This window comes from Streptomyces sp. NPDC014734, from assembly GCF_043083325.1.
Taxonomy (GTDB): domain Bacteria; phylum Actinomycetota; class Actinomycetes; order Streptomycetales; family Streptomycetaceae; genus Streptomyces.
This window is the reverse complement of record NZ_JBIBYN010000004.1, coordinates 358,477-371,530: the sequence shown is the minus strand read 5'-3', so window position 1 is coordinate 371,530 and position 13,054 is coordinate 358,477. Positions and strand designations below refer to the sequence as shown.

The 13,054-nt window shown below is 73.1% G+C and carries 10 protein-coding genes; 6 read left to right on the top strand and 4 right to left on the bottom strand.

Going from position 1 to position 13,054, the window contains the following annotated elements:
- Positions 1 to 78: 78 nt before the first annotated feature.
- Positions 79 to 1,467, top strand: coding sequence for a uracil-xanthine permease family protein (locus ACF1CT_RS10305; protein WP_391783360.1), 1,389 nt, complete (start codon positions 79 to 81; stop codon positions 1,465 to 1,467).
- 214 nt (positions 1,468 to 1,681) lie between these two features.
- Here ACF1CT_RS10305 and ACF1CT_RS10300 read toward each other — a convergent pair whose 3' ends face one another.
- Entirely contained in the window at positions 1,682 to 2,149 is a 468-nt protein-coding gene (locus tag ACF1CT_RS10300) for an RDD family protein (RefSeq protein WP_391783359.1), read from the bottom strand.
- 278 nt (positions 2,150 to 2,427) lie between these two features.
- Here ACF1CT_RS10300 and glnA point away from each other — a divergent pair, with 278 nt between their 5' ends.
- On the top strand, positions 2,428 to 3,837 hold the full coding sequence (gene glnA, locus ACF1CT_RS10295; RefSeq protein WP_391783358.1) for a type I glutamate--ammonia ligase: 1,410 nt from the start codon (positions 2,428 to 2,430) through the stop codon (positions 3,835 to 3,837).
- A gap of 334 nt (positions 3,838 to 4,171) precedes the next feature.
- On the opposite strand, the gene ACF1CT_RS10290 is transcribed toward glnA, so the two are convergent.
- Positions 4,172 to 8,062: a CHAT domain-containing protein gene (locus ACF1CT_RS10290; RefSeq protein ID WP_391783357.1), complete on the bottom strand. Its 3,891-nt coding sequence runs from the start codon at positions 8,060 to 8,062 to the stop codon at positions 4,172 to 4,174.
- Positions 8,063 to 8,180: 118 nt separating this feature from the next.
- Between ACF1CT_RS10290 and ACF1CT_RS10285 the strand changes: the two genes are divergently transcribed.
- From ACF1CT_RS10285 to ACF1CT_RS10275, 3 genes are all read left to right on the top strand, one after another.
- Complete coding sequence (locus ACF1CT_RS10285) at positions 8,181 to 8,549, top strand: CATRA system-associated protein (RefSeq protein WP_391783356.1); 369 nt, start codon at positions 8,181 to 8,183, stop codon at positions 8,547 to 8,549.
- The gene (locus ACF1CT_RS10280; protein WP_391783355.1) at positions 8,539 to 10,047 is read left to right on the top strand and encodes a CATRA conflict system CASPASE/TPR repeat-associated protein; all 1,509 of its coding nucleotides are present in this window, start codon (positions 8,539 to 8,541) and stop codon (positions 10,045 to 10,047) included. The genes ACF1CT_RS10285 and ACF1CT_RS10280 overlap by 11 nt, the downstream gene beginning before the upstream one ends.
- 284 nt (positions 10,048 to 10,331) lie before the next feature.
- Complete coding sequence (locus ACF1CT_RS10275) at positions 10,332 to 10,754, top strand: hypothetical protein (RefSeq protein ID WP_391783354.1); 423 nt, start codon at positions 10,332 to 10,334, stop codon at positions 10,752 to 10,754.
- Between the two features lie 191 nt (positions 10,755 to 10,945).
- Here ACF1CT_RS10275 and ACF1CT_RS10270 read toward each other — a convergent pair whose 3' ends face one another.
- Positions 10,946 to 11,215 (bottom strand): hypothetical protein, encoded by a 270-nt coding sequence (locus ACF1CT_RS10270; protein ID WP_391783353.1) that lies wholly within the window; start codon positions 11,213 to 11,215, stop codon positions 10,946 to 10,948.
- Between the two features lie 119 nt (positions 11,216 to 11,334).
- Here ACF1CT_RS10270 and ACF1CT_RS10265 point away from each other — a divergent pair, with 119 nt between their 5' ends.
- The gene (locus ACF1CT_RS10265; protein WP_391783352.1) at positions 11,335 to 11,694 is read left to right on the top strand and encodes an arsenate reductase family protein; all 360 of its coding nucleotides are present in this window, start codon (positions 11,335 to 11,337) and stop codon (positions 11,692 to 11,694) included.
- Positions 11,695 to 11,908: 214 nt separating this feature from the next.
- Here ACF1CT_RS10265 and ACF1CT_RS10260 read toward each other — a convergent pair whose 3' ends face one another.
- The gene (locus tag ACF1CT_RS10260) at positions 11,909 to 12,820 is read right to left on the bottom strand and encodes a Gfo/Idh/MocA family protein (protein WP_391783351.1); all 912 of its coding nucleotides are present in this window, start codon (positions 12,818 to 12,820) and stop codon (positions 11,909 to 11,911) included.
- Positions 12,821 to 13,054: the final 234 nt, after the last annotated feature.

Below are 13,054 nucleotides of genomic sequence, written 5' to 3'. Positions count from 1 at the left end.
TGTCGCTGATTCGATTCTGCGGATGTGCGCCATGCCGGGCGAGGTACTGGGCTCCGCACCTACACACAGGGAGCGACCATGGGCCTCGGCGTGCGCTGGACCTTGCACGGCGACGGGAGGACCCCCGCGCCGGGAGCCGTGGTCCGGCCGGACGAACGCCTCTCCTGGCCCCGTACGTTCGGGCTGGGCGCGCAGCACGTGGTCGCGATGTTCGGTGCGTCGTTCGTCGCCCCGGTGCTGATGGGCCTGGACCCGAACCTGGCGATCATGATGTCGGGTGTCGCGACGGCCATCTTCCTGCTGGCCACGCGCGGCAAGGTGCCCAGCTATCTCGGCTGCTCGCTCTCCTTCGTCGGGGTCGCGGCGACCATCCGGGCGAGCGGCGGCAGCAGCGCCGTGGTCACCGGCGCGGTCTTCGTGGTCGGTGTGGCGCTCTTCCTGGTGGGCCTCGCGGTGCAGCGGTTCGGCGCGCGGATCATCCACGCGGCGATGCCGCCGGTGGTCACCGGGGCCGTCGTCATGCTCATCGGCTTCAACCTGGCCCCGGTGACCGCGTCGACGTACTGGCCGCAGGACCAGTGGACGGCGCTGCTGGTGATGCTGTTCACCGGACTGGCCGTGGTGTGCCTGCGCGGGTTCCTCTCCCGGATCGCGATCTTCCTGGGGCTGGTCTTCGGTTACGTGCTGTCCTGGGTCCTCGACCTGGTCTTCGGCAAGATCCACTCCCCGGCGGGCGGCGCCGAGGCCGTCGACCACTGGCGGCTGGACCTGTCGGGGGTGGCCAAGGCCGACTGGATCGGGCTCCCGTCCTTCCACGCGCCGAGCTTCGAGTGGTCGGCGATCCTGGTGGCGCTGCCGGTCGTGATCGCGCTGGTCGCCGAGAACGCCGGACATGTGAAGGCCGTCGGCGAGATGACCGGCGCCTCGCTGGACGGCAAGCTGGGCACCGCGATCGCCGCCGACGGCGCCGCGTCGATGCTGTCGACCGCGGTCGGCGGCCCGCCGAACACCACGTACTCGGAGAACATCGGTGTCATGGCGGCGACCCGGGTCTACTCCACCGCCGCGTACTGGGCGGCCGCCTGCTTCGCCCTGCTCTTCGGTCTCTGTCCGAAGTTCGGCGCGGTCGTCGCCGCCGTCCCGGGCGGGGTGCTCGGCGGGATCACCGTCATCCTGTACGGCATGATCGGCCTCCTCGGCGCCCAGATCTGGCTGCACGCCAAGGTCGACCTGCGCAATCCGCTGAACCTGGTCCCGACCGCGGCGGGCATCATCATCGGCGTCGGCGGGGTCGGTCTGAAGATCAGTGACAACTTCGAGCTGAGCGGCATCGCGCTCGGCACCATCGTGGTGATCACCGGCTACCACGTGCTGCGGGCCTTCGCCCCGGCGCACCTCAAGGCCCAGGAGCCGCTGCTGGACTCGGGGACGTCGGCGTACGACGCGCGGACGACGGACGAGAAGTGACGCGAGCGGCGGGGGGGGGGGGGGGGGGGGGGGGGCGCCGCCCCCCCCCCCCCCCCCCCCCCCCCCCCCCCCCCCGTTCCGCCGCCCCGTTCTGCGTCCGGCCGGACCGGGTCGTCCGGTCCGAACCGGGTCCGCTTCCCGTCGGCGGGATCCGGAGGACGGCCCGTTCCCGGCAGGAAACGGGCGGGTCCGGACGCGGCGGAAACCGCTCGGCTCAGATACGTACCTGGACGGCGCGGGCCAGCCGGTCGTGCAGGCCCCGCCCGTCCCGGTCCCAGACCAGCGCGGGAACGGCCAGGCACAGCAGCAGGCTCCGGACGACGACCCGCCCGAACCCGAGCCGGCCACCGTTCTCCGCGACGACCCTGATGCCCAGGACGCGCTTGCCGGGCGTGCAGCCGATGGTCCCGACGGTGAGCACGCTGAGTACGAGGAAGACGCCGAGCGCCCAGTTCCCGGCCGCCTGCTGATCACCGCGGGCGAACAGCCCGTACGCGATCAGCAGGCACAGGGCCCAGTCGATGAGGAGCGCGCCGAAGCGCCTGCCGAGCGGCGCCACGGACCCGGGCCCGTTCTCGGGCAGACCGAGCCGTTTGCCCCGGTAGCCGAAGTCGGCCCCCATCTCCTCGGCGGCCGCGCGCGGCCCGGAGAGCCACGATCCGATTACTTGCCTGTTGTCCACCCGACCACGGTACTGCGCCCGCCCGCGCCCCCTTCCGGGCGGGGCCGTCCCGCTCCCGTGACCGCCCCGGCCGCCGTACGCCCGGACGGGTCCGGAACGACGCCCCCGACCCGGCCACGCGGTGCCGTGCGCACACGCTCCGGTTAACTTCTGCGAAACAAATGGGTCATGATTGAGAAATCCGGTCTGCCTATGGTCGGGGACAGCGTGTGCCACCGCACTGGCCGCACGATGGGCTACAACCCCGTCCCTCCCGGGCCGGGAGTAGGAGGAGTTGGATGTTCCAGAACGCCGACGACGCGAAGAAGTACATCGCCGACGAGGACGTCAAGTTCATCGACGTCCGGTTCTGCGACCTGCCCGGAGTGATGCAGCACGTCACGGTCCCGGCGGCGACCTTCGACCCGGCCGAGGACCTCGCGTTCGACGGCTCGTCGATCCGCGGCTTCCAGGCCATCCACGAGTCCGACATGGCGCTGCGCGCGGACCTGTCGACCGCCCGCGTCGACCCGTTCCGCCGCGACAAGACCGTCAACATCAACTTCTTCATCCACGACCCGATCACCGGCGAGCAGTACAGCCGCGACCCGCGGAACGTGGCCAAGAAGGCCGAGGCGTACCTGAACTCCACCGGCATCGCCGACACCGCCTACTTCGGCCCCGAGGCCGAGTTCTACGTCTTCGACAGCGTCCGCTTCCAGACGTCGGCGAACGAGAGCTTCTACCACATCGACTCCGAGGCGGGCGCCTGGAACACCGGTGCGCTGGAGAACAACCGCGGGTACAAGGTCCGCTACAAGGGCGGCTACTTCCCGGTGCCCCCGGTCGACCACTTCGCCGACCTGCGCGCCGAGATGTCCCTGGAGCTGGAGGCGAGCGGTCTCCAGATCGAACGCCAGCACCACGAGGTCGGCACCGCCGGCCAGGCCGAGATCAACTACAAGTTCAACACGCTGCTCGCCGCCGCCGACGACCTGATGCTCTTCAAGTACATCGTGAAGAACGTCGCCTGGCGCAACGGCAAGACCGCCACCTTCATGCCGAAGCCGATCTTCGGCGACAACGGCTCGGGCATGCACGTACACCAGTCCCTGTGGGCCGGCGGCCAGCCGCTCTTCTACGACGAGCAGGGTTACGCGGGGCTCTCGGACATGGCCCGCCACTACATCGGCGGCATCCTGAAGCACGCCCCGTCGCTGCTGGCCTTCACCAACCCGACGGTCAACTCCTACCACCGCCTGGTCCCGGGCTTCGAGGCCCCGGTGAACATGGTGTACTCGCAGCGCAACCGCTCCGCCGCGATGCGCATCCCGATCACCGGCTCCAACCCGAAGGCCAAGCGCGTCGAGTTCCGCGCCCCGGACCCGTCGTCCAACCCGTACCTCGCCTTCTCGGCGCTGCTGATGGCCGGCCTCGACGGCATCAAGAACAAGATCGAGCCCGCCGAGCCGATCGACAAGGACCTCTACGAGCTGGCTCCCGAGGAGCACGCGAACGTCCAGCAGGTCCCGACCTCCCTCCCGGCCGTCCTGGACGCCCTGGAGGCGGACAACGAGTACCTCCAGGCCGGCGGCGTCTTCACGGCCGACCTGATCGAGACCTGGATCGACTACAAGCGCACCCACGAGATCGCCCCGATCCAGCTCCGCCCGCACCCGCACGAGTTCGAGCTGTACTTCGACCTCTGAGAGGCGGGGCCGGGCCGGACGGCCCGGGAGACGACGGCGAGGGCCGCTGCCGCGGAGTACGGGCAGCGGCCCTCGTCTCGTGCGGAGGAGTCCGGCCCGTCAGCCGGGCAAGGGACGGTCACGCGCCGCTCGCCGTTCTCCTGGCCGGTCTCACCGGTTCCGGGAGGACCACCGTCGCACGGGCCCGGCCGACCGCGGCCGGACGCGGCTGTCCGTGGGCGAGGAGGTGCACCGCCTCCACGGCCGGTACGGCGTGGACTACCCGGAGCACACCTGCTTCGCGCGCGAACGGCCCGTGGTCGAGGCGATCCGCGCCCGCGCCCGGCGCGGGGGGTCAGGGGCCGGTGTGGAGGTAGGGCGCCCAGAGCGCCGGGGACTCCGGGCGGGCGGCCCGGAGGTGGAGGACCGCGGTGCGCAGGGCCGCGGCGGCCGGCAGTGGCCTCCCGTCGGGGAGCGGCCGACGACGGAGCGCGCGGTAGAAGTCGCGTGCGACCTGGGGGGCGCGCAGGTCGCTGATGGTCCACTGGGTGGCGATCACATGACTGAAGCCGGCGATGTTGAGCCCCCCGGCCAGGTGGGCGAATTCGTCGGCCAGATCGGTGATCCCGCGGGCCGTCTCGCATGCGGAGAGGAAGGCCAGTTCGGCACCGGAGAGCCGGAGGGCGGTCACATCGCGCAGGCTGATCGCCGCGTCCGTGCAGTGCAGTGCGCCACCGGCGAGCGAGTACTGCGAACCGTGGCCGGCGAAATGGAGCCGGCTGTGGCACTGGAGCTGTTCCAGGACCGACTCACGGGTGGCTCGGGGCCCGACCAGTGCGGTCATGGTGGGGAACTCCTCGCGCAGCGACCCGACCTCCGGCACCGCGTGGCGCAGCGCCGTCATGCCCGGCGCACCCGGCACGGCGACCCCGAGCAGGCCGGGTGTGCCGGGGGCCGGGCGGTTCCGGGCAGCCACCAGCGCCCGCAGGGTCGGCGCGTACGAGCAGACGGCACGGTCGAGAAGGCCGGGGACCTCCGGGCCGGGCCGGGCCGGGCCGCCTCCGGCTCGCGGGTACACGCCCGCCGCGTGCAGCGGGAGCAGGCCGAGCGCACCGGTCGGACACCACCACAGCCGCGGTTCCCGTCCCGGCTCCGGGTGCTCCGGCCAGTCGAGTGCGGTCAGCACCGGCTCGGCGATGTCCGTCCAGAGCCGCGCGAGAAGCGACCCCAGCACCGTGTTCCGCTCCTGCGCGGTGGTGTCCGCGCCGCCGCTGAAGACCTCGACGAGGTCCCGGGCCCAGCCGTCGACCGCCTCGCGAGTGATCCTCTCCAGCCGGACGAGCCGGGGCGGCGCGCCCTCCTCTGCGGTCACGATCAGGGCGTCGCAGCGGTGCCGTCCGATGTTGACGATCACGACCGGGCCGTCGCACGCGGCCTCCCGCAGGCAGCGGTAGGAAGGCGGCAGAAGGAATTCCGGGAGCAGCGCCCTGGCCCGTACCAGCAAGAGGTCCCATTCGGCGGCGGCCTCCCTTCGCTGTGCCCCCGATTCCGGCGCGGCCGCCGGGGACCGCCCCGCGCCGCGCAGGTCGGCGGCCGTGCCCGCCCGGTCGAGCAGATGCCGGACCTCCTCCATGCGATCGGCGAGACCGGCGTCCAGTTCCCGGAGTTCGTCCAGTTCGGTGCGGGCGTCGAGGGCCTGTGCCAGCAGGACGCCGCGACCCAGTTCCAGCAGTTCCACCGCGGAGACGAGGTCGCCCTGCTCGATGGCGACGGCCGCGGCGTCCGGGGCGAGGCCGTTGGCGTCCGCCAGGAACTGGGCCCGGTCGTCCCGGTCCAGGCCGTGCCAGGCCGCCTGGGGCAGCAGTCCGACGGCGTATCCGTAGCCCTGCCGGGCCTCGGTCCACAGCCGGTCCGCCGCGGCGAGACCGCCCCAGCGCAGGGCCGCCGTCAGCCGGATCGTCATCGGCCCGGTGAGGAGCCGTGCGGCCTCGCGGAAGACGTCCACCGCCTCGGCCGTCAGTTCGGCCTCGCGGAGCGTGTCTCCCAGGTCGAAGAGGCAGGCGGCCCTGCTCGCGTGGTCGGCGGGGCAGCGCGCGACCGCACGGCGGCCGAGGTCCAGCGCCTCGCGCAGGTCGTGCTCCCGACCGGGGCGGCGGGACCGGCGGCGCAGCATCCCGGTGAGGTTCGACAGGAACTTCACCTGATCGGGATGGTCGTCCGGGGCCGCCGTCGTCGCCTCCCTCATGGCCCGGATCGCGGTGTGCAGGTCCTCCTCGTCCTCCGCGTCGTCGAAGCGGACCATCAGGGCGACACCGAGGTTGGACAGGTTCATCGACCGCCGGTGCGAACCGTGCGGGGTCGCGTCGACCGCGAGCCGGGCGGTCTCGACGGCCCGGTCCAGGTCACCGGGATGTCCTCGGTACCGATGGGCGCTCAGCAGTGCCAGGCTCAGATTGGCGAGATACCGGTCCTGAGCGGGGTGATCGGGCGGCACGGTGCGCACGGCCTCGCTCTTGACGTCCACCGCCGCCGCCAGGTCCGCGCCGTCCCCGGTGCGATCGAACCGGGCCAGCAGGCTGACTCCGAGCCCGCTGAGGCACATGGCCCGCAGTGCGGCGTGGTCGCCGCTCATCCGCACGGCCTCGTGCTTGGCGTCCAACGCGGCCCGCAGGTCATCGAAGCCGCCGCAGTGCTCGTACCTCGCCTGCAGGGCGCTGCCCAGGGAGTTCAGCGCGGTGGCCCTGTTCCGGCCCCCGGCGGGCACGCCCGCCACGCACGCGGCGGCGGCGTCGACGGAGGCGTCGAAGTCCGCCCGGTCGCCGGTGTGCACGGCACGCATCCGAAGGGCGCCGCTCACCACCTCCAGAACGAGCGGGCGGAGCCCGGTCCCGGCGGGCACGCTCCGCCCGGCCCGAAGGCTCACCGCCACCGCTTCGTCCAGGGCGCCGCGGTCCCCGAGGTCCTCGAAGCGGCGGCGCAGCAACTCGCCGAGTGTCGCCAGGGCGCGGCTGTCTCCCGCGTCGTCACCGCGCCGCGCCGCGCTCCGTCGCACGGCCTCGATCGCCTCGTCCAGGTCCGCGACGTCCGCGGTGTGGTCGGTGTAGAGCGTGTGGAGACTCGATCCGAGGAGCAGCAGGACCTCGGACGGTTCGTCGCCGTCGGACAGTCCACGAGCGGCCGCCCGAAGGAGATCGACGGCGCCCCGGGCGTCACGGACGTCACCGGTGCGGTGGTGGCGGAGAGCGAGGCACAGGGCGAGTTCCACACGCATCGATGCCTCACGACCGGTCCCGGAACACTCCGCCAGGAGCCTCTCGTACAGGATCGCCGCCTCGTCCAGGTCCGTCCGGTCCAGGGTGGGTTCGGCGCGGGCCACCAGGCTCCTGGCGAGCAGCCACAGGCAGCTGCCGAGCTCCGGGTCGTCCGGGACGCCCAGTTCGACGGCCCGGCGTGCCGCCCGGACCATGTCGTCCAGTTCGTCCGCCGGCACGGTGGTTCCGGAGTGTTCCAGCCAACTGGCCCTGAGCAGCAGCGACCGGGCCAGCCCCGCCCACGCCAGTGCACGGCGGAGCCCGTCCGCACGGCGCAGGCCGATCACGTGGCGGGCCGCCTCGATCGACAGATCGAGGTCGCCGAGATCCCGCGTCTCCCCGTACTCCGTCCTCGCGATTTCGCTCAGGTGGAAGTACACGACTTCGGTCTGGGGGTGTCCCGGCGGCATCGCCGCGGCGGCGTCGCGCGTCGCGTCGAACGCCTCCACCCGGTGCGTGGCCGACCGCGTGCGGTCGAAGCGGTGCAAGAGCATCTGGGCGAGATTGGCCAGGCGGCCCGGGCGCGGCTCCGCGTCATGGGCGGTGAGGGCGATGCTGCGCCGCGCCGCGAGAATCCCCGCCTCCAGATCGGGCATGCGGCCCACGACCTCGAATCGCTCCCAGAGAGCGAGGCCCAGGTTGGACAACTGCTCGTCCAGATAGAGGTGGCCGTGCTCCTCGCTCTCCCGCACCGCCTCGGCGCTCGCCTCCACGGCGCGGTCGAGCCACTCCGGCTCGTCGGTGAGCCGGGCCCAGCCGCGCAGGGCCCGGCCGAACTCGGTGAGGACCGGGGGCCTGAGGGCCGATCCGGACGGTACGACCTCGCTGAGCGTCGACCACATCCGCAGCGCGGTACGCAGGGCTTCGGGGTCCTGGTGGTTCTGCCAATCGCGGTGGTTCGCGAGGCCGGCCTCCATCATCTGGCGAATCGTCATGCGATCGTCCGCAGAGCCCGCCATGAACGCCCCCGTCACCGGTCGAAGAGTGCCCGATCTGCCGTAACTTCCTTATGATGACACCCTGTTGAGGATCAGAAGGATGGCTGGGGGTTGTGTGACCGACTGGTCGAACGCGTGGGAGGAAGCGGACCTGCTGCTGGCCGCCGCGGGCGCGGTCGAGTCGACGAGCGCTCGGGGCTGGGCCCGGCTGGACCGGGCTCTCGGCGAGGTGGACGCCGCCCTGGACGGCCGGGACCTCGACGCCCTGCGGCGCACACTGCACGCGTTGGAGGACTCCCTGCCGTCGGAGCGCATGCGGATGCTCGGCGGCCCCGGCCTTCCGGTCCCGCCGCCGTCCGGGCTCGCCGACCGGATCGAACGGCTCGTGACCCGTATCCGGGTGGCCGCCGCGAACGACGAGGACGCCCCTGTCCCGGTGGACTCCACCGAGTCGGCGGGCGCCCCGGACGACCGTGCCGGGTAACCGCTTCGAGGGCCGTGCCCTGATCGTCCACACCTTCGTCCCGCCGGTCGCGGCGGTGCGGGACGCGGACGGCGGCGGGGACCGGCCCCCGAGCCGGTTGTGGGCCCGGCTGGGCGACCGGCTGGGCATGACCGATCCGGTACCCGGCTTCGGTCCCGTCGAACTCCCCGCCCCTGCGGCGCCGACCGCGTCGGGCGGGGGCGTCGGGTACGCGCTGCTCGCGTCACGCCAGTGCTCGGGGCCGTCTCCCGCGCAGGCCTTCGCGTACCGCGTCGGCGATGCCATCGGCGTCACGGCCGTGCTGTTCCCCGGCCCGGGGGTCTCCTGGCGGGATCTGCGCCGCCGGTGGGACGCGGCGGCGCCGCTGTCCGAGCTGCCGGGTTCCTCCATCGCGTACGTCCACCGCGTGCTGGACAACGGGCGGACCCCGCCCGGCGCCGGCCGGCTGGACCGGCTGCTCACCTCGGTGCCCGCGGTCGGGGTGCCCGTGTCACCGGAGGGGAGTTGGCGGCGGTCGCCCGACGGATACCTGGTCCGGTTCGCGCACGCCGCGGGGCCCGGGACGGTCCGTTCGGCCGTGGTCGTGGGGCCGGCCTCGCGGGAGGCGGAGTTCGACGCATGGCTGTGGCACATCGGTCCCACGGGTGCCGTCGCGCCCTTCCTCCGCGGCTTGGAGGGGGCGGCGCGGCTGCGGCACCACGCGTCGGTGCACCGCGCCCACCGGCCGGCCCTCCACGAGCTGTGCGCACGCCTCTCGGCCGCTTCGGAACGGCTGGCGGGACTCTGCGGCGACGTGCTGGCCACCGGTTCCGGGCCGGACGAGCTGATCACCGCCGATGCGTCCATCGCCGCCCTGTACGTGGGCGACCAAGGGCTCAACCAGTCGCTGAGGGACCTGCGCGACATGCGCCAGTCGACGCGGATCACCCTGGAGTCCCTGGCGGATCTGCTGCCACCGGCCGCCGGAGCGGGCACCGGTCCGGACCAGGACCTGGGGCGCTCGCTCCTCGCCCTGCTCGACGACGACATCGCTCACACCGAGTCCGTCAAGCGGGAGGCCGACGAGATCTCCCGGACGACCGAGTCGATCGTGCGGCAACGACTGGCGCTGCTTCAGCAGCGCACGACCGTTGTGCAGGGGGCGGTGCTCGGGTCCCTGCTGACGGCACTGGCCGCGGTGCAGACCCTCTCCTACAAGCTGCCGCTGCCCGGTTCGCTGCACGCGCCGTTGATCACCTGGCTGTCCGTACTGGCCCTGCTGCTGCCCGTTCAGTCGATGCGCTGGCGACGGGCGGACGGAAGGGCCCGGCGGCCCTCCCGGTTCGACCGCCTGTCCGTCCTGTGCCTGGGCGCGGCGACGGGCTGGCTCGGCGCCTCGGTGTTCTCCGTGGTCGCCCTGCACGTTCCGGCGCGCCCGGCGGTGAGCGCCGGCTGCGCGGTGGTCTGCGCCCTCGTCTCCGCGCTGGCCGACCGGCGCTGGGTGGCGCGCGCCGTCTGAGGCCCGCGGTTGCCGCGGGCCGTGGTCTCACCGGACGCCCCCGGCACGACGTCGCCCACCGTCACGACCACCACGCCCCAGGTTTCCCTTCGGGTCGGGGAAGTCGGCCTGCACCGGGTACGGCTTCGCGGTGTCGGCGCCGTTCGTCACGGTGGGCTCGGCGGTGATGTGACCGTTGTGGCCGGTGTTCGGTGGCCGGTGCGGACGGCTCGACGCCGTTCGCCGCGCCCACCGTGAGCGGTGCCCGGGTCGCGGGGCAGGCGGGTACGGCCGAGGCTGGGGTGATGAGCGACTGGGAGCCGGGTGGGGCCGGGGGACGACGGCGGTGGCCCTGGGTGGTCCTGGTCGTCGTGCTGGCCCTGTCCGCAGGTGGCGCCGCGGCCGTCGAGGTGGTCTCGCACACCCTGGCCCGGGACGGGACGAAGCGTCTGCGGATCGGTTACGAGGTCAGCGGCACCGCCGAGGAGGTCACCGTGACCTACCCCGCGTGGCGCGACGGCGAGCTGTCGACGGCACGCATGGCGCTGCGGTCGCTGCCCTGGGCCGGGGAGACCGAGAGCAAGGGGTTCATGCGGGGCGGCGCCTTCACCGCGACCGTCGGGCGGTCGGGCGGCACGGTCGTGTGCACCGTGACGGTGGACGACGGGACCGTCCGGCGGGCCTCGGCCTCCGGGGCCTTCGCCACGGCCACGTGCGCGGGCTTCTGATGTCGGACGCGTACCCGGTACGTCGTCCACCCCGTGCGGGGCGATGACCGGAAGAACCGAAGACGCGGAGGCCCGGGAACCGGGCAACCGGGGAACCCAGGACGCGGAGTCCCCAGGACGCAAAGGTCCGAAGCCCGCGCCTCCGGGGGCGGGCTTCGGGCCTTCAGCGGTCAGCGGTCAGCGGTCAGCGGTCAGCGGCCGTATCGGATCAGGGCGCGGACCATGCGGCAGGTGGTGTCGGAAGGCGGGTGGATGCCGATGCGCTCGGCGGTCGTGCGTATCTTGTGGTTGGTCGCGGTCGACGGGTAGTAGACACCCGTGTCGAGCAGGGCGATCGTCAGGCGCATCGCCTTCAGGCGTCGGTTGTGGGTGATGTACCACTCGCGGGGGCGGCCCGCGGGAAGCGGCTTCTTGCGCAGGGGCTTGTGGTACTGCTCGGTCGTGACTGCGGCAACGGCCATGGGCATCCTCCTGGCACGGTCGTGGAACCCTCACGAACTCCCTCCATTTTACGGCCCACCACTGACAATCGCCCCTGGCCAGCGGCGCTTTCGAGGGTCCCTCCCGTACCGTTGGCACCATGGAGATCTGGATCAATCCCGCCTGCTCGAAGTGCCGCGGCGCGCTGACGCTGCTCGACGCGGAGGGCGCCGAATACACCGTCCGCCGCTATCTGGAGGACGTACCGTCGCCGGACGAGATCCGGGCGGTGCTCGACCGGCTCGGGCTGGAGCCGTGGGACATCACCCGGACGCAGGAGGCCGAGGCGAAGGAGCTCGGGGTCAGGGAGTGGCCGCGCGACGACGGTTCGCGGGAGCGGTGGATCGAGGCGCTCGCCGGGCATCCGAAGCTGATCCAGCGGCCGATCATCACGGCCGACGACGGAACCGCCGTCGTGGCCCGTACGGACGAGGCGGTACGGGACGCCCTGGGGCGCTGAGGGCCGAACCGCCCCCGGTGCACCTGCCCCACAAGATGTCCGGCACCACGCCTCTCGGGCCGTCCGGCCCACCCGCCGCGGTGACGCCCCCGTGACGACGCGGGTGCCCGGGGCGATGCGCGCGTCGTCGCCCTCAGGCGCCTCGCGTCCGGAGCCGTCGCGCACGGGCGGCGCCCCCGCCCTCGCACGGCGGGGCGCGCGGTCCGGGCGTCCGCTACTCCCCCGCCCGTTCCTCCGCCTCGGCCAGCAGTTCCGTCAGCCGCAGCCCGAACCGCACGTCGCACGGGTGCGGTTCCCCGGTGCGGGCCGATTCGACGAGCGCGTCGACCGCCGCCCCGAACGCCTCGACCGCGCCGTCCCACTGCGGCAGCGTGACCACGCCCTGCTCGCCCCGGAGCTCGACCGTCGTGCCGACCGCACCCTCCGGTGCCCCGAGGGACAGGGTGACCGTGCTGGACGCACCGGAGGTGTGACGGAGGATCAGGTGCGTGGTGTCGGAACGCCCCCGGGCCGCGGTCAGGTGCGTCACGTCGCCCAGTACGGGGATCAGCACCGACAGGACGTGCGGGCCGACGTCCCACAGTCCGCCCTTCTCGCGGCGCCAGGGCGAGGCGGCGTACTCGCTGGTCGCGCCGGGGGCGAACAGCGCGCCGATCCACTCGGCGCGGGCGGTGAACCACTCGTCCGCGGCGGCCTGTTCGCTGATCCAGGCGGCGGTGCGGGGGGCGAACCGCAGGGTGCAGAAGACGACGGACGCGACGCCGCTCCGCTCGACGGCCCGGGCGACCTCGCGGGCCCCCGCGACGGTGGTCGCCACCGGCTTGTCCATCAGCAGGTGCCGCCCGGTGGCCGCGGCGCGGGCGGCGAGCGGGGCCTGGACGTCCGGCGGCAGGGCGAACGCGAGGGCGTCGCTGGTCGCGAAGAGTTCGTCGATGCCCGCCTCACCGGTGTACGCCGTGGTCCCGTGGGCGGCGGCCAGCGCCCGGGCCGCCTCGGGACGACGGCCCCATACGCCGCTGAGTACCGCGTCGGGGTGGGCGGCGAGGGCAGGGGCCTGCGTGTTCCTGGCCCAGGGGCCGGTACCGACGAGACCGATGCGCAGGGGGGACGGGGAGTGTGTCGTCATGGGGCAAGTCTGCCGGGTCCGCCGGACCGGTCCCGTATTGAACTGCCGTCCGTCGGACCGGTCCGGGGGTGCCGGACCGGTCCCGGATATCGGGTTGGCGCGGGGCGGACGTGACGGGTTACGTTTTGCGGAGCCGGCCGCGGGACTCCGGCCGCGACTTCCGGGACTTGCCTCTGAAGCAAAGATTTCGCTGCTCGCGCCTCCATTCCCCGGCCGGCGCCCGCCCCGCGTCCG